Below are 20,971 nucleotides of genomic sequence, written 5' to 3' on the forward strand. Positions count from 1 at the left end.
ACGGAATAAGTGTTTTGTAATTTTTTAGTTTTTTAAGAGTTGTGTTGTGGAGTTGTGGGGGGGCCGGGGGGGGGGGGGCCAGCGCCGGGGGGCGGCGCGGGGCCTCCCCCGACCTGACGGAACTGCTGCCGCAGTGGCTCGCCACGGCGGCACGGCACGGCTACCGGGCCCCGTCGGCGCTGGTCCCGGCACTGCTGGACGCGGCCCGGGCCCGGACCGACCTGCGCCCCCAGGCCCTGGCACTGGCCGGGGCGCGGGGGCTGTGGCTGGCCCGGTTCAATCCGGACTGGCGGTTCGCGCTGCGCGGCGGGACGGGGGGCGCGGGCGAACTGCCCGACCCCGCCGACCGGGAGGCGGTGGTCCGGCTCTGGGAGGAGGGGCTGTTCGCCGAGCGGGTCGCGCTGCTGGGCGTCGTACGGGCGCACGAGGCGGCGGCGGCGCCGCGCCTGCTGGCCACCACCTGGTCCACCGAACGGGCGGAGGACCGCCTGATGTTCCTGGATTCCCTGCGAACGGGCCTCTCCCCCGCGGACGAGCCGTTCCTGGAATCCGCGCTCGGGGACCGCAGCCGCAACGTACGGGCGACCGCGGCCGAGCTGTTGTCCGCCCTGCCGGGGTCCGCCCTGGCCGGCCGGATGGCGGAACGCGCCCTGGCCTGCGTCGGTCCGCGGTCGGTGACCCCGCCCGCGGAGTGCGACGCGGGGATGCTCCGCGACGGGGTGGTCAAGCGTCCTCCGGCGGGCCGCGGCGAGCGGGCCTGGTGGCTCGGCCAGCTGGTGGAGGCGGCTCCGCTGGATTGCTGGCGGGACCGGTTCGGCGGACTCGGCCCGGCGGAGATCGTGGCCCTGCCGGTGACGGAGGGCTGGGCGGAGGAACTGCACGCGGCGTGGTGCCGGGCGGCCGTCCGTCAGGGCGACGCCGAGTGGTCGAAGGCGCTCCTCGGCCCGCCGTCGGCACCGCCGGCGGCGGGGCCGGGCACCGCGTCCCTGGCGGAACGCGCGAAGCTGCTGGAAACCCTACCGGAGGACGAACGGGCCTCGTGGGTGGCGGAGTTCATACGGGCCCACGGGCTCTCGGAGGCCTTCCAGCTGCTCGGCGTGTGCGTGGTCCCGTGGTCCGGGGCGCTGGGTCGGGCCGTGGTCGAAGCCCTCGACTCCGCCCGCGAGGCGGGCAGCTACCCGTGGAGCTTCAGCGGGGTGATGGGCCTGGCCGAGCGATGCCTCGACCCGACCGAGGCCGCCCACCTGGAGGCACTCACGTCCGGCTCCCAGGACCCGCCGGACGCCTCACCGGGCGCGGCCGCCTACTGGGCGGAGGCGTTCCAACGCCTGGTGGCCACGCTCCGCCTCCGCGGCACGATGCTCGCCGAACTCGCTCCCGCCCACGCCTGAAAGGGCCCGCGCGGGAGCGCGCCGCAGTCGGGGCGCGCCCGAAGCCGACAGGCGAGGCCTACTGGCGGACGTTCCCGTTGACCCACTCCACGATCGCCGTGGTCGTCGCACCCGGCGTGAAGATCTCGGCGACACCCTTCGCCTTCAGCGGAGCGATGTCGTCCTCCGGGATGATCCCGCCGCCGAACACCTTGATGTCCTCCGCGTCCCGCTCCTTCAGGAGCTCCAGCACACGCGCGAACAGCGTGTTGTGGGCGCCGGAGAGGATCGAGAGGCCGATCGCGTCGGCGTCCTCCTGAATGGCGGTGTCCACGATCTGCTCGGGGGTCTGGTGGAGGCCGGTGTAGATGACCTCCATGCCGGCGTCGCGCAGTGCACGTGCGATCACCTTGGCACCCCGGTCGTGGCCGTCGAGACCCGGCTTGGCCACCACCACACGGATCGGACCGGTCACACCCATCGCACTGCCTCCCGAGTGAACGAACGTTAAGTACAGCATCGCGCACCGCACCGTTTCACGGTCAAGCGGGAGGGGGAAATCACACGTGGGACACAGCGGATCCATCACCGCCGGGTCGCCCCGCCACCGCGCCGACAGCCGCCCGGCACGGTGGCGGGGCCGCGTCGGCGGTGCGGTCGTGTCCCCGAGAGGTCCAGGGGAGGGCCGTCCATGGGGCTGTCGATCACACCACTGCCGCTTTCGATGACCGGGGCCGCGCTGCGCGCCGCCGTCCTGGAGGCCGTCGTACTGGCCGGGCACCTCCTGCTCTATCCCACCGGGCTCCTCGACGAGCGCCCCGCGCCGGCCGACGCGGACACCACCTCCGACGCACCGCCCGAGACCCGGGGGCAGCGTCCCCCCGTGCTGCTCCTGCACGGGTTCACCGACAACCGGTCGGTCTTCGTCCTGTTGCGGCGCGCCCTCGGCGCGGACGGCCGGCGCCGGGTGGAGACGTACAACTACTCCCCCTTCACCCGCGATCTGCGCGTCACGGCCCGCCACCTCGCCCGGCGCGTCGAGGAGCTGTGCGAGCGCGGCGGGCAGGACCGGGTGGACCTCGTCGGGCACAGTCTCGGCGGCCTCGTCGCCCGTTACTACGTGCAGCGGCTGGGCGGCGACGCGCGGGTGCGGACGCTGGTCACGCTCGGCACCCCCCATTCGGGTACCCGGGTGGCGCCCTTCATGGACGCGCACCCCCTGGTCCGGCAGATGCGTCCGGAATCAGAGGTGTTGGCCGAATTGGGTGCGCCGTCGCCCGGCTGCCGGACCCGGATGGTCGCCTTCTGGAGCGAGTTCGACGGTTTGATGGCGCCGACGGGGACGGCCAGGATCGAGCACCCGGACCTGGACGCGACGAACGTGCAGGTCACCGGTATCGGTCACCTGGCCCTGCCGGTTCATCCCGCCGTGATCACCGCCGTCCGGCGCGCCCTGGACGGTCCGGTCAGCGACGCCACCGCGCCCACGGCGGCCCCCGTCGCGGCGCCCACCGCGTCCGATGCCCCCTCACACGCCTCACGCACCACACCCGCCACGACCGGTGCGAACGGTGCGAACGGTGCGAACGGTTCCACGGGAACCGAAGGCCGGGGCTTGGCCATCTGAGTCCCCGGGGAACACGAACACACCGGGGCGGGATGCGCACGAAGGCCGGGGTCGGCGGGGAACCACACGATCAGGACCGATCCCCGCGCCGGCGAACCCGGCCCTCGACCACGCGAGCATCGTGCTGTTCCTCCTGGCCGCGACGGGCGTGTTGCCGGTCGGCGCGGTGGCCGCGATCGACGGGGTCCTGCCCGGCCGGGAGCGTCGGGGCCTGCGGCTGAAGTCGGCCGTGCTCCTACCGGTGCCGTTCGCCGTCCTCCTGACGCCCGCCCTGCACGGCGCTTCCTGAGGCCGGCGCCGGAGGCGCGCTCGGTCCCCCACCCACCATCAGTCGAACTAATTTCGAACTCAAGGCCAAGGCTCGGTGTTCGGAGGACCGAAAGGCCGCCGAATGCCCCGTTCCCGCAAGAACGGAACCCGCCGAAGATTGTCGAGCCGTGTAACCGACGGGTACAGTCACGCCACTGCTCTCCTCCGGTGAACCTTGAGTTCCCCGGCCACCCAGGCCCCCCACTGCCGAGGCGAAAGAGAAGTTGGTGAACGACCGCCCGACGTCGGGCCAGTACCCCGAAACCGGGTACGACGGCCTTTCCACCACCACTTTCGCTGGTGACCAGGCATACGTTTCCTATGAAACGCAGGGCCAGGGCTACCAATACCCTGCGGATTACACGGCTTCCGGGACCTACGACGCCTACGGCTCGTACCAGTCGACCGGTTCGTACGACTCCACCGCGTGGTCCGCGCCAGAGACCTACCTGCCGACCGTGCCCAGCCAGAGCGTCCCCGAGGACGGCACCGGCCAGTGGGACGCGAGCGCCTGGAACGCGACCGGAACCGGAACCGGCTTCGAGTCGGCGTCCTTCGGCTACGACTCCGTTTCCACGGAGCAGACCGGACACTGGACCCTCCCGGGGTACGGCCAGGAGACCGGCACCTACGACGCCACCGCGTGGAACGGCGCAGCGGCCACCGAACCGGTCGCCGACGCCCACACCTACACCGGCGTCACCTCCCAGGCGGCTGCCTACGGTTACGAGGCCACGACCGTCGTCCCGGTCTACTCGGACTCCTACGCCGACCCGTACGCCGACTCCTACGCGGGCGCCCCCCAGGAGTCCTACGCCGACCCGTACACCGAAGGCCACGCCCACGGCGGCGCCCACGGTCGCTCCGAGGCGGACCTGCACACCGCCGAGACCTCCGTCTTCGAGGCCGTGCCCGCTCCGTCCGCGAACGAACCGGTCTTCATCGACGGTGTGCACGACCAGCCCACGCAGGCCATGCCGGTCACCCCGGGCGAGCCGCGCTCGGCCCGTCGGGCCGGGGCCAAGGGCTCCGCGAAGGCCGCGTCGACGTCCGCGTCCAAGGCCGGCGGCAAGGGCGGGTCCAGGACCAACGTCGCCAAGACCACCGGCGGCGCCGGCGGCAACACCCGTCGCCGCACCCCGGCCAAGCGGTCCGCCCTGCTGACCGTCGCCGTGCCCTCCGCCTGCGTGATGGGGGTCGCCGGAGTGGCGGCGGCATCCGTCGGCGGACTCACCGGCGGCGCCGAGAAGCCGGCAGAGGAAACCACCACGATGGCGGCGCCCGATCCCGCCTCGGTGCAGCCGGTCGCGGCGAACAACAAGCTCGACACCCAACTGGCCGCGCTCAGCGCCGACGCGGGTGACTTCGCGGACCGCGCGAGCCGCACGCAGGAACGCATCGACCTCCGCCAGCGCCAGGAGGACGAGAAGAAGAAGCGTGCCGAGGAGGCCGCGGCCAAGGAGGCGGCCCGCCCCAAGTTCGCGGTGCCCGTCGCCCAGAACGGCCTCTCCGCCAGCTTCGGGCAGTCCGGCGGCATGTGGATGTCCGTGCACACCGGCATCGACTTCCCGGTCTCCTACGGAACCCCGGTCATGGCCGCCACCGACGGCACCGTGCGCACCCAGTGGAACAGCGCCTACGGGAACATGGCCATAGTGACCTCGCCCGACGGCACCGAGACCTGGTACTGCCACCTCGGCAGCACCAAGATCCGGTCCGGCAAGGTCAAGGCCGGCGAGATCATCGCCTACTCCGGCAACTCCGGCAACTCCACCGGACCGCACCTCCACTTCGAGGTGCGACCGGGTGGCGGGTCCGCGATCGACCCCCTGGCCTGGCTGCGCAGCCACGGCCTGGACCCGAGGTAGCCGCACGGACACACCCCGGGCCCCGGCCAACGGGCCCCGGGGGCCTAGAGCTTCTGCACCGGGGCGTACCGCAGCAGCAGCCGCTTCGGCTTGTCGTCACCGAAGTCGATCGTGGCCTGCGCGTCCGCGCCGGCTCCCCTGACCTCCATGACCGTGCCCAGGCCGAACTGGTCGTGCGTGACCCGGTCCCCGACGGTCAGCGCGATGACCGGCTTGTCGGAGGCCCGGCGCGTGGCGAACCCCGACGGGCCCGCCTTCGTACGGGACGAGGACAGGAACGCCTCGGGCGAGGTCCCGAAGGTGGCCTTGCCGGAGCCCGAACCGGATCCGTACCCGGAGCCGCGCACCGGACCGGCCGGCTTCTGCGTCGCTCCCGTCCGCTTCCACTGGAGGTACTCGGTGGGGATCTCCTCCAGGAACCGTGACGGCGGGTTGTAGGAGGGGGTGCCCCAGGCGCTGCGCATGCCCGAGCGGGTCAGGTACAGCCGCTCGCGCGCCCGGGTGATGCCGACGTAGGCGAGGCGGCGCTCCTCCTCCAGCTCCTTGGTCTGGCCGAGCGCGCGCATGTGCGGGAAGACGCCGTCCTCCATGCCGGTCAGGAAGACCACGGGGAATTCGAGGCCCTTGGCGGTGTGCAGCGTCATGAGGGTGATGACGCCGCTGCCGTCCTCGTCCTCGTCCGGGATCTGGTCGGAGTCGGCGACGAGCGCGACCTGCTCCAGGAACTCGGAGAGGGTGCCCGGACCGGCGGCGGCGCCCGCCGGCGCACCGGCCCCGGTATCGTCACCGGCCGTCGGGGTCGCCGCTTCGCCGCGCGCCTGCTCGAATTCGAGGGCGACGGCCGCCAGCTCCTGGAGGTTCTCGATCCGCGTCTCGTCCTGCGGGTCGGTGGAGGACTGGAGCTCGGCGAGGTAGCCCGTCCGCTCCAGCACCGCCTCCAGCACGACCGCCGGACCGGCGCCGGAGTCGACGATGGTGCGGAGCTCCTCCATCAGCACGTTGAACCGCTTGACGGCGTTGGTGGAGCGGGCGGCCATCCCGAAGGCCTCGTCGACGCGCTTCAGCGCCTGCGGGAAGGTGATCTTCTCGCGCATCGCGAGGGCGTCGACCATCGCCTCGGCCCGCTCGCCGATGCCGCGCTTGGGCACGTTCAGGATCCGCCGGAGCGGGACGTTGTCCTCGGGGTTCGCCAGGACGCGCAGGTAGGCCAGGACGTCCCGGACCTCCTTGCGCTCGTAGAAGCGGACGCCGCCGACGACCTTGTAGGGCAGCCCGACGCGGATGAAGATCTCCTCGAACACGCGCGACTGGGCGTTGGTCCGGTAGAAGATCGCGACGTCGCCCGCCTTGGCCTCCTTGGCGTCGGTCAGGCGGTCGATCTCGTCGGCGACGAACTGCGCCTCGTCGTGCTCGGTGTCGGCGACGTAGCCGGTGATGACGGAGCCGGTGCCGGCCTGGGTCCACAGGTTCTTGGCGCGGCGGTTCTGGTTGCGCTCGATGACCGCGTTGGCGGCGGACAGGATCGTCTGCGTGGAGCGGTAGTTCTGCTCCAGCAGGATCGTGGTCGCGTCCGCGTAGTCCTCCTCGAACTGGAGGATGTTGCGGATGGTCGCGCCGCGGAAGGCGTAGATCGACTGGTCGGCGTCACCCACCACGCACAGCTCGGCCGGCGGCAGGTCCGGGTATCCGGTGCCGACCAGCTCGCGGACGAGCGTGTACTGGGCGTGGTTGGTGTCCTGGTACTCGTCGACCAGGACGTGCCGGAACCGGCGGCGGTAGTGCTCGGCGACGTCCGGGTGGGACTGGAGCAGGTGGACCGTGGTCATGATGATGTCGTCGAAGTCGAGGGCGTTGGCCTCGCGCAGCCGGCCCTGGTACATCGCGTACGCCTGGGCCACGGTCTTCTCGAAGCCGTCGACGGCCTGGGCCGCGAAGGCCTCCTCGTCGATCAGCTCGTTCTTCAGGTTGGAGATCTTGGCGTTGAAGGACTTCGGCGGGAACTTCTTCGGGTCGAGGTCCAGGTCGCGGCAGACGAGCGCCATCAGGCGCTTCGAGTCGGCGGCGTCGTAGATCGAGAACGACGAGGTGAAGCCGAGCAGCTTTGACTCGCGGCGCAGGATGCGGACGCAGGCGCTGTGGAAGGTCGACACCCACATGGCGTTCGCGCGCGGGCCGACGAGGTTCTCGACGCGCTCCTTCATCTCGCCGGCGGCCTTGTTGGTGAAGGTGATCGCCAGGATCTGGCCGGGGTGGACGTGCCGCGCGGACAGCAGGTGGCCGATGCGGTGGGTCAGCACCCGGGTCTTGCCGGAACCGGCGCCGGCCACGATGAGCAGCGGGGATCCCGCGTGCACCACGGCGGCGGCCTGCTCCACGTTCAGCCCGTCGAGGAGCGTCGCGGGGTCGATGACGGGCCTGGGGGCGCCGTCCCGGTAGTACGCGTCCCCGCTCATGGGTGCGTCGAAGCGGCCCCCGAAGAGGTCGTCCGCGGCCGGCTCCGGGGCAGCGTGTTCCTCGGGCGGCGGCGGGACCTCGTCGGAGGGGGTCAGGTCCGCCAGGAAACTGTCGTCAAAGAGGCTACTCATCGCCTTCCGAGTCTAGGGGGCCGCACCGACAACCGGTCCCGCCCCCGGTGAATCGGCGGGATTCGCCGGGCCCCGCACGCGGCGGTGGCCCGCCCCCTCCCGGGGACGGGCTGGGGCGGGCCACCTGTGGCGTGCGGTCGGGCCGCCCTTCCGGGCCGGGGGACTACCAGCCGCCGGAGCCGATCTCCGTGCGGGCGCCGAGGCCGGTGCCGGTGCCCGGGTAGAGGAAGAGCTTGCCGGTGGAGGCCTCCACGCCCACCACGTCGACGACGCCGTCTCCGGACAGGTCGGCCGAGGACAGGTCGATCATGCCGGTGCCGGGGCCGACCGGGGGCTTCGGGGGACGCGGCTTCGGGTCGGGAATCGGGTCGGCACAGTTCTTTCTGGTCAGGCTGCCGTCGGGGTAGCAGGCGGTGCCGTTGAGGACGGTGCGCTGTGCTCCCCGTCGCCCGTGCACGTCCCGCGGTGACGTCCTGCTGGGCTTCGAGGGGGTGTCACCGGCGGTTTCCCTCGGCGACGTGCACTGGCTTCGCCTCCCGGCGAAGGGCGCGGAAGGGGTTCCCGGGGGCCCGAACGGGCCATGTCCCGTTCCGGTCCTCGCGGGCCCGTCCGGGCTGCTGAGGGCGCCCGTCGGGGCGCCCGGGGTGCCCCGTAGGCTCGACGGCATGGACGTACTGATCAATGTCTTCGTCGGCCTGCACATCATCGGGATCGCCTCGTTGTTGGGCGGGTTCCTGACCCAGATGAAGGCGATGGGCGCGGGCACCGCCCGCTTCGTGCCCGCGATGCTGCACGGCGCGCTGACCATGCTCGTGACGGGCGTCCTGCTCGTCGGTTTCCGCGAGATGGGCGACGGCGCCCCGCTGAACCACGTCAAGATCGGCGTGAAGCTCGCGATCCTCTTCGTGGTCCTCGCCCTCGTCTACGTCAAGCGGGACGACGAGCAGGTGGACAAGGGGCTCTTCGCGACGGTCGGCGCACTGACCACGGCCAACATCTTTATCGCCGTCCTCTGGCACTGACCGGTCGGTCCCGATCACGAACGGCCACTTCGGACCATCTCGTCACCGTCCCGTTACCTTCGGGTCTAGCGTCCTCCTCCGAGACCGACGGAAGGACGTGAGGCCCCCGTGGCCAGTCATCGAAAGCCCAGGCAGCGCCCGTTCAGCGGCGGCGGCGTACGGACCGCCGCCACCCTCGTGCTCGCGGGCGCTGCCACCGCCACCGCCTTCGAGGGCACCTCGTACGCCGACCCCCGGCAGGGCCCCGCCGAGGTCAAGACGGAGGTCGACCGACTCTACGAGGAGGCCGAGGCCGCGACCGAGCGCCACAACGGGGCGAAGGAGCAGGCCGACGAGGCCGAACGGGCGCTCACCGGCCTGCGCGAGGAGTCCGCCCGCCGCACGGACCGGCTGAACACCGCCCGCGCCGCGCTCGGGTCGCTGGCCGCCGGCCAGTACCGCAGCGGCGGTCTGGGCCCCACGCTCCAACTGGCCATGGCCACCGATCCGCAGGACTACCTCGACCGGGCCTCGCTCCTGACCCGGGCCGGCAAGCGCACCGCCGCGGAGGTGTCCTCCGTACGCCGCGGTCTGGACGACATCGGCAAGCTGCGCGACCAGGCCTCCGGGCGGCTGGCGGACCTGCGGGCCCGGCAGGGCGAGACGGCCCGGCACAAGGCCACCGCCGAGGCGAAGCTCAGCGAGGCGAAGCGCCTGCTGGCCCGGCTCACCTCGGAGGAACGGGCCGCGTACGAGGCGCAGTCCGGGACCGCGAACGGCACCACCGCCACCCCCGCCCGTACGCCCGGCACTCCCCCGCCGCCGGCGCCCGCCGACGGCTCCCGCGCGGCCCGCGCCGTGGCCTTCGCGTACGGGGCGATCGGCAAGCCGTACGTCTGGGGCGCCACGGGTCCCGGCTCCTTCGACTGCTCCGGCCTGACGCAGGCGGCCTGGCGCGCGGCCGGGGTGTCCCTGCCCCGCACCACCTACACCCAGATCAACGCAGGGCAGCGCGTCGCGCGCGGCCAACTGGCCCCCGGGGACCTGGTCTTCTTCTACTCCGGCGTCACGCACGTCGGCATGTACGTCGGCAACGGCCAGATGATCCACGCCCCGCGCCCCGGTTCCACGGTGCGCCTCGCGCCGGTCGACTCGATGCCGTGGGCGGGCGCGTCCCGCCCGGCGTGACGGGCGCCGGGGTCCCGGGCGCCGGGGTCCGGGGTTCGGGGTCCGGGGTTCGGGGTCAAAGGTCCGGGCGCCGAGGTCCGGGCCGGTTACGGCGCCTTGACCGTCCGGCTCAACCAGTCGAAGGTCTGCGGGAGCTGCTTCGACCAGGAGTCGAGGTTGTGGCCGCCGGTCACCTTCTCCGCGTGGACGACGGTGGGGTTCTGCGCGATGCCCTTGAGGTCCGTGCCCGACAGGTAGCCGTCGTGTTCGGCGCCCGACATCCACAGGGACACCGGCGGGGGCGTGGGCGCGGACTTCAGGAGGTGCTTGAGGTTGTGGGTGCGGCGCAGTTCGGGGTCCTGGGCGACCAGTGAGGAGGGTTCCTGTCCCGGGTCGTTGTACCCGGACAGCGAGACGGCCGCGGCGTAGCGGTCGGGGTGGGCGATGGCCAGCTTGGCGGCGCAGTACGCGCCCGCCGAGTACCCGGCGACGCCCCAGGTGCGGGCCTCGTCCGTGGCCCGGAAGTTGTCGGTGACCATCTTGCGGACGTCGACGCTGAACCAGCTGTCCGCGTTGACCTTGCCGGGGATGTTGGCGCAGCCGGTGTCGGCGTTGCCGAGCAGCATGGCGCGCGGGGAGACGAGGATGAACGGCTGGACCTTTCCGCTCCTCATGAGCGGCTCCAGGACCTCGTGGGCCTTGACTCCCTGGAACCAGGACTTGCCGGTGCCGGGGATGCCGGGGATCAGTTCGACGACGGGGAACTTCTTGTCCTTGAACGCGGGGTCGTCGTACTGCGGGGGCAGCCACACCATGACGTCGCCCTTGACGCCGGAGACCTTGCCGTCGAGCTCGGTCTTCTTCACCCGGCCGCCGAGCCCGTCGACCGGAACGAACTCCTGGCGGACCTTGGGCTCTTCCCTCACCTGCTCGGCCTTCTTCCCGCCGAGCCCGTCCGGGCCGAGGTCGGGGGCGGCGGTCACGTACGTGCCAGTGCCGAGGAGGTCGCCCCAGGACGCGTAGAAGTTCATGTCGCGGTTGACGGCGACGAACACCAGGGTCACGGCCGTGACCTGGGCGAAGACCACCATCAGGGCGCGCGTGACGACCCGTACGACGGCGGGGCCGCGCACCTTGCTCCACACGGCCAGCGGTAGGACGACGGCGATCGCCGCCAGAGCGACCACGGTGGCGAAGAACGGGGTCCCCGTCAGGCTCATCACGCCACCCAAGAGGGCGGACGTCCGTTGCCCGGTTGCGCCGACCGCCCGCGATGTGGATCACATCGCGGGCGGTCGGTACGACGGACGCGGCCGGACGGTCAGGCCAGGCCAGGCGGCGGACGGTCAGACCAGGCGGCGGGCGGTCGCCCAGCGGGTCAGTTCGTGCCGGTTGGACAGCTGGAGCTTGCGCAGGACCGCCGAGACGTGCGATTCGACGGTCTTGACCGAGATGAACAGCTGCTTGGCGATCTCCTTGTACGCGTAGCCCCGGGCGATCAGCCGCAGCACCTCGCGCTCGCGCTGGGTCAGCCGGTCGAGGTCCTCGTCGACGGGCGGGGCGTCCGTGGACGCGAACGCGTCGAGGACGAAGCCGGCCAGCCGGGGCGAGAACACCGCGTCGCCGTCCTGGACCCGGAACACCGAGTCCACCAGGTCGCTTCCGGTGATGGTCTTGGTGACGTACCCGCGGGCGCCGCCGCGGATGACGCCGATGACGTCCTCGGCGGCGTCCGACACCGACAGCGCCAGGAAGCGCACCGGGTTCTCGGCCGCCGCCATCAGCGGGGCGCAGCGCCGCAGCACCTCGACGCCGCCGCCGCCGGGCAGGTGCACGTCGAGGAGCACCACCTCGGGGCGGGTGGCGGTGATGACGGTGACGGCCTGGTCGACGTCGGCGGCCTCTCCGACGACCTCGACGCCGGTGCGCGCGGTCTCCCCGATCTCGGCCTGTACTCCGGTGCGGAACATCCGGTGGTCGTCGACGAGCACCACCCGGACCCGCCTGGCCTCCGTCACCGCGTTGTCCTCGGTCATGCCGCCCTCTCCATCTCCAGCTCGACTTCGGTGCCGCCGTCGGGCGCGGACCGCAGTCGTGCGGTCCCGCCGTTGCGCTGCATCCGGCCGATGATCGATTCTCGTACGCCCATCCGGTCGTCCGGTACGGCGTCGATGTCGAAGCCCGGTCCGCGGTCCCGTACGGAGACGAAGACGGTGTTGCCCTCGACCTCCGCGTAGACCTGTACCGGGCCCCCCTCGCCACCGTACTTGGCCGCGTTGACCATTGCCTCGCGTGCGGCCTGGATCTGTGCGGCCAGCTTCTCGTCGAGGGGGCAGTCGCCGACGACGACGACCTCGATGGGGACGCCGTGGTGGTCCTCGACCTCGGCGGCGGTCTTCTTCACGGCCTCGGCGAGGGTGGTGGGCTCCTCGGCCTCGTCCTTTCCGGTGCCCTCGGGCTTGTACAGCCAGTTCCGCAGCTCGCGTTCCTGGGCGCGGGCCAGTCGGCGCACCTCGCCGACGTCCTCGGCGTTGCGCTGGATCAGCGTCAGGGTGTGCAGCACGGAGTCGTGGACGTGGGCGGCGACCTCTGCGCGTTCCTGGGCCCGGATGCGCATCAGGCGTTCCTCGGAGAGGTCCTGGGTCATCCGGATCAGCCAGGGTCCGGCGAGGAGGGCGACGCCGACGAGGACGGCGAGCGTGGCGGTGAGTACGTTGCCCAGCTGGGCGGCGGAGCCCCGTACGACGATGAAGAGGGTCAGGCCGACCCCTACGAGGGCGACGCCCGCGAGGGCCCGGGCGACCTGGAAGAGGCGCCCGTGTCGGCCGGCGGCGGCGGTCCAGTGGGCGCGGCGGGCGTTGTCGGCCTGGCGCCAGACGAGGACGACGCCCGCGCCGACGAGCAGGGTCGGCCAGACGTAGCGGCCGTTCTCGCCGCCGACGCGGAGCTGGGAGAAGAAGATGCCCGCGCCGACGGCGAGGGCGACCAGGCCGGAGATCTGTCCCTTGCCGGGCTTGCGGAGCCGGCGGGTGCCGTCGGGGAGGGTCTCGAAGAAGGAGTGGTGTCCGGTGCTGCCGCCCACGCCGAGCGGCACGAAGACCCAGAACGCCGCGTAGAGCAGCACCCCGAGCCCGTCACCGAACATGAACATGCCGAGGAACGCGAGTCGGACCCAGAGCACGGGCAGCCCCAGGTGCCCGGCCAGGCCGCGGGCGACTCCGCCGAGCATCCGGCCGTCGGCGCTGCGGTAGAGCCGGCGGTGCGGGATCGCGAGATCGGCGGGGTCCGGTGCGTGCGGGGTGCGGGAGGCGGCTGCTGCGGGCATGTCACCGATGGTCACACGCGCGCGGGACCACGGGCATCAGGGCATCCCCCCAGTTCCGGCCGGGGGATATCAGGGTTGCGCCAGGGTAGGGCCGGGTGCCGTGCGGGCGCACGGCCCGTCACCATGGACACATGACCGAAGTACACGACGCCCCGGCCACCGGCGCCGGGGCCCCCGCCCCGGCCCCGGCCCCGCGGCCTCCCCTGCGCCGCAGCAAGCGCGACAAGGTCCTCGCGGGCGTGTGCGGTGGTCTCGGCCGGTACTTCGACCTGGACCCGCTGGTGTTCCGGATCGTCCTCGGGGTGCTCGCCGTCACCGGCGGCGTCGGCCTGATCTTCTACGGGTTCGCCTGGCTGTTGCTTCCCCAGGAGGGCGAGGACGACAGCGAGGGCAAGCGGCTGCTGACCGGCCGCGTCGAGGGCGCCACCCTGGCCGCGGTGTTCAGCGCGCTGGTGGGCTGCGCGCTGTTCCTGTCGATGATGGACAACGGGGTGATGGGGGTCTTCTCGGTCCTGGTCATCCTGGCGCTCGGCGGCGCCTCCTACTGGTCCCAGCGGCACCGGCACACCTACGCCCCCGAGGCCGAGGCACCGGCGGCGCACCGGCCCGCGTCCCCGGCGCCGCCCGAGACGCAGGCCCCGCCCGTGCCGGGCAGCCCGTCCTGGTGGCGCGATCCGCTGGTGAAGGACGGCACGACCGGCCCCGTCGGCGCGAGCGGTTACCTGTGGGGCCCCGACGACACCCCCGGGGCGGTCACGGGCGCCGGACCGACCGCGCGGGAGCCGAGCGCCCCGGCGGTGGTGCGCGGGATCGGCGGGGGCGTCGGCGGCCGGGTGTTCGTCCTGGCCCTCGTCGCCGCGGGCGTCGGCACGGCCTCGGTGTGGGAGGGCAGTTCCCTCGGGCACGCCCTCCAGGTGGGCCTCGCGTGCGCCCTGACCGTCTTCGGGCTGGGCCTCGCGGTCAGCTCGGTCAAGGGGCGGACCGGGTTCGGCACGATCCTGCTCGGGCTGATCACCGCGGGCATGCTCGCGGCGGCGACCGCGCTGCCGCGGGAGATCGGCACCGACTGGCGGGAGGTCGCCTGGCGTCCGGCCGCGGTGGCCGACGTCCGGCCCTCGTACGCGTCGGGCACCGGGTCGGCCACCCTCGACCTGAGCCGGCTGGACGTGCCGAAGGGGGCCACGGTGTCGGTCGGTGCCTCGATCGAGGCGGGACTGCTGAAGGTGGTCCTCCCCCGGGAGGTCACCGCGAAGGCCGTCGTCACGGTCCGGCTGGGCGACATCCGGTTCCCCGGCGAGAGCGGTGAGGACGTGCGCATCAGACGCGGCGGCGAAACCCGGGAGGCGACGCTGGCGCCCCCCACCGGCACCGAGGCCGGGGGGACGATCGAGCTGCGCCTGAGCGCGGCCGTGGGACAGGTGGAGGTGGCCCGTGCCGCGTCATGACTTCCAGCCGGGACGGCTGCTGGCCGGGCTCGTCCTGATCGCGGCGGGGGTCCTCTACCTCCTCGACGCGGCCGGCGAGGCCGACGTGCCCTGGTTCCTGGTGGTGCCGATGGCCCTGGGCGGGCTGTCGCTCGCCGCGCTCGTCGGCATGGTGACCTACGCGGTGCGCCGCGACAGGCGCCACCGGCTCGACGAGCCCTCGGAACGCCGGACGAGCGCGTCCAGCGACAGGTAGGGGGCGCCGGCGAGGACCAGCGGGAGCCAGGCGACCAGGTAGACGAGGTCGTTGCCGTAGTAGTACGGGGTGACCGCCCAGGAGACCGTGAGCCACAGGCTGAGCGCGATCAGCGCTCCGCCGGCGGCCGCGAGCCGGGTCAGGAGCCCTGCCAGGGTGGCGAGGCCCACCAGGAGTTCGCCGACGGCCAGCACCACGGCGAAGCCGACGGGTGCCTTCAGGGCCAGGTCGACCAGGGCGGGGATCGCGGAGGTGTCGCGCACGCCGCGCATCATGTCGCCGATGGATCCGCTGCCGGTGGCGGACAGGAACGCGGAGTCGGTCAACTTGTCCAGACCCGCGTACACGAAGGTCACGCCGAGGAAGAGGCGCAGGGGCAGGAGCGCGTACCGGGCGGCTCGGTCCCGCAGGCCGGAGGGGGCACCGGAAAGGACGTCAGTTCGGGTCACGCCCCATGCATACCCCGTCGACGTTCACTCCGCCACGTCGATGCTGTAGCGGTTCGATTCCACTCCCGCGGCGGTCACCACCTGGACGTCGGTGCGCCCCGGTTCGACCTCGGCGGGGACCGGCACGGTCAGCACCGCGTCCGACGGGTTGGTGAAGCCGCCGGCCACCGGCACGAGCGGCACGTGGACGTGCACCTGCCCGATCCGTACGACCAGCCGGGCCATCATCTCCGGGGTCTGCGCCCCCGGTGGTACGAAGCCCACGCCGCGGATCTCGATGTCGTCCCCGGGGCGGACGGCGGCGTCCAGGTCCCCGGGCTCCCGTCTGCGCACCACCGACAGCACGAGCGGGCGGCTGCCCTCGGCGTACTTCGCGGCCAGGTAGACCACCGCCGACAGGGCGACGAGCAGGGCGAGCGACCACGGCAACCGCGGCAGCCGGTCGGGGAAACGGGTCAACGTGACGGCGGCGTACGCCAGCACGACCGTGGAGACGAGGACGTACTGGGCGTCGGGGAAGCTGCCCCGCCCGGCGTCGTCGGTCAGCAGGTCCGCCCCGGCGGGCCGGTCCGCGGGGAGCTTCTGCAGCCGCTGGTTCATGATCCGTACGGTGACCACGCGGCGCACCAGCACCGCGACGCCCGACGTCAGTCCGAGCACGGCCAGCAGCGGCAGCGCGCGGCCGAGCGCCAGCCCGGCGTACAGGGTGTCCCGTTCGGGCCCGGGTGCGGAGGCCGCGAGCCGCAGTGCGGGCAGCAGCGCGGCGAACGCGGTCAGCACGAGCCAGGCGGCGGGGACGGCCTTGGAGGTGGACAGCCGGTTGTCCTCGCCGACCAGCGGGGCCAGCAGCCCGCCGCGCAGCGACTGGGCGCGGGCGGCGACGGTGAGCAGCCCGGCCAGGACGAGGACGGCCAGCAGTCCGGCGGTACGGGCGGTGGACCAGCCCGTGCCGAGCGCGGTGCCGACCTGCACCACCAGCAGGACGCCGGCGGCGATCCACAGGGTGAGGACGGCCCGCCGGGAGAGCAGGTAAAGCCAGGAGTGCCCGGCCTCGCGGCCGCGGTCGGCGGCGGTGCGGGCGGACAGGGTCAGTTCGTCGGACACCCACTGGCGGGAGGCGCCGAGGGAGTGGGCCACGGCGGCCGGCACCCCCTGGCCGGCGGCGAACTCGTCGCGCTTCTCCAGGAAGGCGGCCACCGCCCGGCGGTGTCCCTCCCGTGCGCCGTGCGGGCAGTCGTCGCAGGTGCAGGCGCCGCCGTGGGTACTTCGGGGGATCTCTTGGACAGCCACGTGCGTGCCGCCTCTCTGAACTCCGGTGCAATGCCAGCGAATTGTGCACCACTGCGGCAGTGCTCCGGATTGCGCACGATGTCAGAGCAGGTGATTAACCGTTCATGATGTTGACGCCATCGGCGCGTCGCCCCCTTGGCGCAGCGGCTGGTAGCTCGCCCAGGCCGCCAGATCGGAGCCGAACCGCTCCCGCGTGCGGACGGCGTCCCGGTGGTCGACGGGCACGGGCTTGCCGGCGGCCCGCGCGATCAACTGGACCCGGGCGGCCCGTTCGGCCGCGACGAACCACCAGACGGCGGCGTCCACCGAGCCCCCGACGGTCAGCAGGCCGCGGTGGCGCAGGATCAGCGCCTTGTAGGGGCCGAGCGCGTGCGCGATCCGGGCCGCGGCGACGGGTCCGTCCTCGGTGAACTCGTCCAGCAGGGCGTGGTCCTCGTAGAAGGCGCAGGCCTCGGGGGTGAGCGGGGCCAGCAGCTCGCCGAGCACGGCGAGCGCGCGGCCGTACGGGCCCTGCGTGCGGACGACGGCCACCGCCCCGGGGCGCGCCCGGTGAACGGCGACGTGCACGGCGAAGGCCAGCTCGTTGAGCCGACGGGTGCCCTGGAGGACCCGCCCGTCGCCGTCGGCGAGCAGCAGGTCGTCGGGGGTGAGGCCGCCGAAGGCCCGGCCGAATGGGTTCACCCAGTAGCAGTCCTCGAAGCCGGGGTCCCGGACGGTGACCAGCCCGGCCACCCCGTCCTCGTGGTCGAGCCGGGCCAGCAGCCGCAGCGCCTCGGCGAGGCGTTCCTTGCGGTGGGCGCGCTCCTCCTCGACGGTGTCGTGGACGGGGGGCATCTCGAATCGCAGCCGCTCCACGGGCACGGGTCCGGGTCGCTCGGCCATGGCACCTCCTCCGGTCGCGGCGCAAGGTACCGGCGGCCGGCCGAAGAGGCCAGGGGCGGGGCGGGAAAAGGGCCGCGGACGGCCGGGGCGGAAAACGGCGGAGCCGCCGCCCCGGGAAGGGGCGGCGGCTCCGTCGGACGGTGCGGGCGGGGAGTCCTACTCCCACTCGATGGTGCCCGGGGGCTTGCTGGTGCAGTCCAGGACCACGCGGTTCACGTCCGGGACCTCGTTGGTGATCCGGGTGGAGATCCGGGCGAGCACCTCGTACGGCATGCGCGTCCAGTCCGCGGTCATCGCGTCCTCGGAGGAGACGGGGCGCAGCACGATCGGGTGGCCGTAGGTGCGGCCGTCGCCCTGGACTCCGACGCTGCGGACGTCCGCGAGCAGGACGACCGGGCACTGCCAGATCTCCCGGTCGAGGCCGGCGGCGGTGAGCTCGTGGCGGGCGATGGCGTCGGCCTCGCGCAGCAGGTCCAGGCGCTCCTTGGTGACCTCGCCGACGATGCGGATGCCGAGGCCGGGGCCGGGGAACGGCTGGCGCTGGACGATCTCGTCCGGCAGGCCGAGCTCCTGGCCGACCATCCGGACCTCGTCCTTGAACAGCTGGCGCAGCGGCTCGACGAGCTCGAACTCGATGTCGTCGGGGAGGCCGCCCACGTTGTGGTGGGACTTGATGTTCGCGGTGCCGGTGCCGCCACCGGACTCGACGACGTCCGGGTACAGGGTGCCCTGGACGAGGAAGGCGACCGCCGGGCCGTCCTCCTGGAGGATCTCCAGCTGGGCCTGCTCGAAGACGCGGATGAACTCGCGGCCGATGATCTTCCGCTTGGTCTCCGGGTCGGAGACGCCGGCCAGCGCGTTCAGGAAGCGCTCCTGGGCGTCGACGACCTTCAGCTGGACGCCGGTCGCGGCGACGAAGTCCTTCTCGACCTGCTCGGTCTCGCCCTTGCGCATCAGGCCGTGGTCGACGTAGACGCAGGTCAGCTGCGAGCCGATGGCCTTCTGGACGAGGGCCGCGGCGACCGCGGAGTCCACGCCGCCGGAGAGGCCGCAGATGGCTCGCTTGTCGCCGACCTGCTCGCGGATGGCCGCGATCTGCTCCTCGACGATGTTGCCGGTGGTCCAGGTGGGGGCCAGGCCGGCGCCGCGGTAGAGGAAGTGCTCCAGGATCTGCTGGCCGTGCGTGGAGTGCATGACCTCGGGGTGGTACTGGACCCCGTACAGCTTCTTCTCGTCGTTCTCGAAGGCGGCGACCGGGACGACGTTCGTCGAGGCGGTGACGCTGAAGCCCTCGGGGGCGGCGGAGCAGGCGTCGCCGTGGGACATCCACACGGACTGGTTCGCCGGGGTGCCCTCGAAGAGGGTGGAGCCGGTCTTGGAGACGGCCAGCGGGGTGCGGCCGTACTCGCGCGCGCCGGTGTTGTCGACGGTGCCGCCGAGGGTCGTCGCCATCAGCTGGAAGCCGTAGCACATGCCGAAGACGGGAACGCCTGCCTCGAAGAGGGCACGGGAGTCGTCCAGGCGCGGGGCGCCCTCCTCGTACACGGAGGACGGTCCGCCGGAGAGGATGATCGCCTTCGGGTCCTTGGCGAGCATCTCGGCCACGGGCATCGTGCTGGGCACGATCTCGCTGTAGACCCGGGCCTCGCGGACGCGGCGGGCGATGAGCTGGGCGTACTGGGCGCCGAAGTCGACGACGAGAACCGTGTCCGGGGCGCTGTCGTGGGCGGCGGAGGGTGCTTCTGGCACGGGGCGGCCTTCCGGCGGAAGAGGTGGCTGTTTTGTCGATTCTAACGGGGGCCGTAAGCCCCTTTTCGTCTCACCATCCGAACCGGCTTGGCCCGGAGCGGGACGGAAGGTCATAATCCGTTCCATGCGCGAGCAGCTGAGCTTCCTCTTTACCTATGGCACCGGTCGGTCCGGTCGCCATGGGTCATCGTGATGCTCGCTTGAGCCGCTGACTTCCCAGAGCGCCCCGGTCCGACAGGACCGGGGCGCTCCCGCGTTTCCGCTCCTGTCGGCACCCCTCACCCACAGGAGCACCGACATGACCACGATCACCACCACCCCCGAGCAGCTGATCGCCGACTCCCGGACCCGCATCGACGCCATCGACGACCGGATCATCGGGCTGATCCAGGAGCGGATGGCGGTCTCCACCGTCATCCAGGAGGCGCGCATCGGCTCCGGGGGCCGCCGGGTGCACCTGTCGCGCGAGATGGAGGTGCTGTCGCACTGGAGCGACGCCCTCGGCAAGCCCGGCACCACGCTCGCGATGACCCTGCTGGAGCTGTGCCGGGGCCGCGTCTGAACCACGGGTGCCCGTTCGTCACCCGTCCGGAGCGTGACCCGCCCCGCGGCGCTTCGTTGGTGTGGATGTCCGCGCCGGCCAGGCGCGGGTCCGCACCACCACGCGTGGCTCCGCGGGAGCGATGAGACGTGACGCCCGACGGCGTGCGTCGTGGGACCTCGCTCCTTCGGTCGACCGGACGGCAGGGGACAGCAGCCCGGTCACCCCATGAAGGACGGCCGGCCCGGGGGACGCCCCGGGCCGGCCGTTCTCCTGTGTCCCCGACCCCTCTCCCCGCCGGCGCCGGGCGGTCCGCGTCGTCAGCCGCGCCCCGCGCGGCGGCGCCGGAAGACCGCGTACAGCGCGCCGCCCGCCGCGACCAGCGCGGCCCCGCCGAAGCCGAGCAGGCCCGTGATGCTGCCGGTGGGGGCCAGCGGTCCGCCGTCACCGAGCCCCCCGGAGGCGGTCGTCCTCGTCCTCGCGCCGGGTCCGTCCGTCGCGTCCTGCGGCACCCACGGATCGGGGAGCGCGACCGGGGAGCCGGTGCCCGGATTGAGGGTGGCGCCCGTCGCGTTCGCCAGGAAGAGCGCGGCGTTGTTGGCCGGGTACGGGTCGAAGGCGTGCCGTCGGGGCTCGCCCAGCGGGCCGGGCCCGCCCGCGACGACGGCGCCCTGCGCGTTGGGCACCGCCTTCTCGACCCCGAACTCGAAGACGAACTCGACCCGCTCGGACTCCCGCACGGACGACCCCGTCGAGCAGAGGTGCCGGGCCGGCCCGCGGCCGGGGACGACCCGGCAGCCGGCGGGAGCCCGGAGAACCTTCAGGCCCGGCGGTACCCGGACGTCGACGACGGCCGCGGCGGCGCCGGCCCGGGGGTCGTACACCCAGGCCGGTCCGTGGTTGCGCAGGACGACCGCGGCCCTGACCCGGCTCCCGGCGACGCCCCTGACGGACAGGGGCTCGACCGCGAGGTCCGCCGTGTTCTCGACGGCGAGGGCGACCTCGCGCCGGTCGGCGCGGACGGCCGGGACCTGGCCGCGCGAGGCCCTGCCGGACGGGACGAGCACGCCCGGCGCGATCGGCGCCGCCCGCCCGACGGCGGTGAGCGTCCGGCCGGTGGCGGAGATC

General features: G+C 72.9%; 19 protein-coding genes and 1 pseudogene. 9 read left to right on the plus strand and 11 right to left on the minus strand.

Annotated features, from left to right (window positions below; translation table 11 throughout):
- Positions 1 to 41: 41 nt before the first annotated feature.
- Entirely contained in the window at positions 42 to 1,391 is a 1,350-nt protein-coding gene (locus tag NOD94_RS31590; protein WP_281209600.1) for a DUF5691 domain-containing protein, read from the plus strand.
- Positions 1,392 to 1,449: 58 nt separating this feature from the next.
- On the opposite strand, the gene NOD94_RS31595 is transcribed toward NOD94_RS31590, so the two are convergent.
- A complete protein-coding gene (locus NOD94_RS31595; protein WP_281209601.1) occupies positions 1,450 to 1,851 on the minus strand; it encodes a cobalamin B12-binding domain-containing protein in 402 nt (133 codons plus the stop codon).
- A gap of 210 nt (positions 1,852 to 2,061) precedes the next feature.
- On the opposite strand from NOD94_RS31595, the gene NOD94_RS31600 reads away from it, so the two are divergent.
- From NOD94_RS31600 to NOD94_RS31610, 3 genes are all read left to right on the plus strand, one after another.
- Positions 2,062 to 2,997: an alpha/beta fold hydrolase gene (locus tag NOD94_RS31600; RefSeq protein ID WP_281209602.1), complete on the plus strand. Its 936-nt coding sequence runs from the start codon at positions 2,062 to 2,064 to the stop codon at positions 2,995 to 2,997.
- Positions 2,998 to 3,118: 121 nt separating this feature from the next.
- On the plus strand, positions 3,119 to 3,286 hold the full coding sequence (locus tag NOD94_RS31605) for a hypothetical protein (RefSeq protein ID WP_281209603.1): 168 nt from the start codon (positions 3,119 to 3,121) through the stop codon (positions 3,284 to 3,286).
- A 247-nt stretch (positions 3,287 to 3,533) separates the two neighbouring features.
- Entirely contained in the window at positions 3,534 to 5,174 is a 1,641-nt protein-coding gene (locus NOD94_RS31610; protein ID WP_281209604.1) for a M23 family metallopeptidase, read from the plus strand.
- Between the two features lie 44 nt (positions 5,175 to 5,218).
- On the opposite strand, the gene pcrA is transcribed toward NOD94_RS31610, so the two are convergent.
- Entirely contained in the window at positions 5,219 to 7,759 is a 2,541-nt protein-coding gene (gene pcrA / locus NOD94_RS31615; RefSeq protein ID WP_281209605.1) for a DNA helicase PcrA, read from the minus strand.
- 163 nt (positions 7,760 to 7,922) lie between these two features.
- Positions 7,923 to 8,216, minus strand: coding sequence for a hypothetical protein (locus tag NOD94_RS41505; protein ID WP_348652364.1), 294 nt, complete (start codon positions 8,214 to 8,216; stop codon positions 7,923 to 7,925).
- A gap of 208 nt (positions 8,217 to 8,424) precedes the next feature.
- Between NOD94_RS41505 and NOD94_RS31625 the strand changes: the two genes are divergently transcribed.
- Positions 8,425 to 8,781 carry a hypothetical protein gene (locus tag NOD94_RS31625; RefSeq protein WP_281209606.1) on the plus strand — a complete coding sequence of 119 codons (357 nt, stop codon included), beginning with the start codon at positions 8,425 to 8,427 and terminating at the stop codon, positions 8,779 to 8,781.
- 108 nt (positions 8,782 to 8,889) lie between these two features.
- Positions 8,890 to 9,948: a C40 family peptidase gene (locus tag NOD94_RS31630; protein ID WP_281209607.1), complete on the plus strand. Its 1,059-nt coding sequence runs from the start codon at positions 8,890 to 8,892 to the stop codon at positions 9,946 to 9,948.
- 86 nt (positions 9,949 to 10,034) lie between these two features.
- Here NOD94_RS31630 and NOD94_RS31635 read toward each other — a convergent pair whose 3' ends face one another.
- From NOD94_RS31635 to NOD94_RS31645, 3 genes are all read right to left on the minus strand, one after another.
- Positions 10,035 to 11,147: an alpha/beta hydrolase-fold protein gene (locus NOD94_RS31635; protein WP_281209608.1), complete on the minus strand. Its 1,113-nt coding sequence runs from the start codon at positions 11,145 to 11,147 to the stop codon at positions 10,035 to 10,037.
- Positions 11,148 to 11,273: 126 nt separating this feature from the next.
- Positions 11,274 to 11,963 carry a response regulator transcription factor gene (locus tag NOD94_RS31640; RefSeq protein WP_281209609.1) on the minus strand — a complete coding sequence of 230 codons (690 nt, stop codon included), beginning with the start codon at positions 11,961 to 11,963 and terminating at the stop codon, positions 11,274 to 11,276.
- Positions 11,960 to 13,252: an ATP-binding protein gene (locus tag NOD94_RS31645; RefSeq protein ID WP_281209610.1), complete on the minus strand. Its 1,293-nt coding sequence runs from the start codon at positions 13,250 to 13,252 to the stop codon at positions 11,960 to 11,962. Before NOD94_RS31645 ends, NOD94_RS31640 begins: the two co-directional genes overlap by 4 nt.
- Positions 13,253 to 13,383: 131 nt before the next feature.
- On the opposite strand from NOD94_RS31645, the gene NOD94_RS31650 reads away from it, so the two are divergent.
- The gene (locus NOD94_RS31650; RefSeq protein ID WP_281209611.1) at positions 13,384 to 14,697 is read left to right on the plus strand and encodes a PspC domain-containing protein; all 1,314 of its coding nucleotides are present in this window, start codon (positions 13,384 to 13,386) and stop codon (positions 14,695 to 14,697) included.
- Positions 14,684 to 14,932 (plus strand): hypothetical protein, encoded by a 249-nt coding sequence (locus NOD94_RS31655; RefSeq protein WP_281209612.1) that lies wholly within the window; start codon positions 14,684 to 14,686, stop codon positions 14,930 to 14,932. The genes NOD94_RS31650 and NOD94_RS31655 overlap by 14 nt, the downstream gene beginning before the upstream one ends.
- Here the strand turns inward: NOD94_RS31655 and NOD94_RS31660 are convergent.
- From NOD94_RS31660 to guaA, 4 genes are all read right to left on the minus strand, one after another.
- A complete protein-coding gene (locus tag NOD94_RS31660) occupies positions 14,854 to 15,381 on the minus strand; it encodes a DoxX family protein (protein ID WP_281209613.1) in 528 nt (175 codons plus the stop codon). The two genes, NOD94_RS31655 and NOD94_RS31660, sit on opposite strands and share 79 nt — an antisense overlap.
- A 24-nt stretch (positions 15,382 to 15,405) precedes the next feature.
- The gene (locus tag NOD94_RS31665) at positions 15,406 to 16,671 is read right to left on the minus strand and encodes a hypothetical protein (protein ID WP_281209614.1); all 1,266 of its coding nucleotides are present in this window, start codon (positions 16,669 to 16,671) and stop codon (positions 15,406 to 15,408) included.
- Positions 16,672 to 16,773: 102 nt separating this feature from the next.
- Entirely contained in the window at positions 16,774 to 17,553 is a 780-nt protein-coding gene (locus NOD94_RS31670; protein WP_281209615.1) for a class II aldolase/adducin family protein, read from the minus strand.
- Between the two features lie 156 nt (positions 17,554 to 17,709).
- Positions 17,710 to 19,302, minus strand: a complete 1,593-nt coding sequence (gene guaA / locus NOD94_RS31675; protein WP_281209616.1) for a glutamine-hydrolyzing GMP synthase — start codon at positions 19,300 to 19,302, stop codon at positions 17,710 to 17,712.
- A 298-nt stretch (positions 19,303 to 19,600) separates the two neighbouring features.
- Here guaA and NOD94_RS31680 point away from each other — a divergent pair, with 298 nt between their 5' ends.
- On the plus strand, positions 19,601 to 19,864 hold the full coding sequence (locus tag NOD94_RS31680) for a chorismate mutase (protein WP_281209617.1): 264 nt from the start codon (positions 19,601 to 19,603) through the stop codon (positions 19,862 to 19,864).
- 299 nt (positions 19,865 to 20,163) lie between these two features.
- Here NOD94_RS31680 and NOD94_RS31685 read toward each other — a convergent pair.
- Positions 20,164 to 20,971 (minus strand): annotated as a pseudogene (locus tag NOD94_RS31685) (hypothetical protein); the annotation flags it as partial.

Source organism: Streptomyces sp. Isolate_45, assembly GCF_024721315.2.
Taxonomy (GTDB): Bacteria; Actinomycetota; Actinomycetes; order Streptomycetales; family Streptomycetaceae; genus Streptomyces.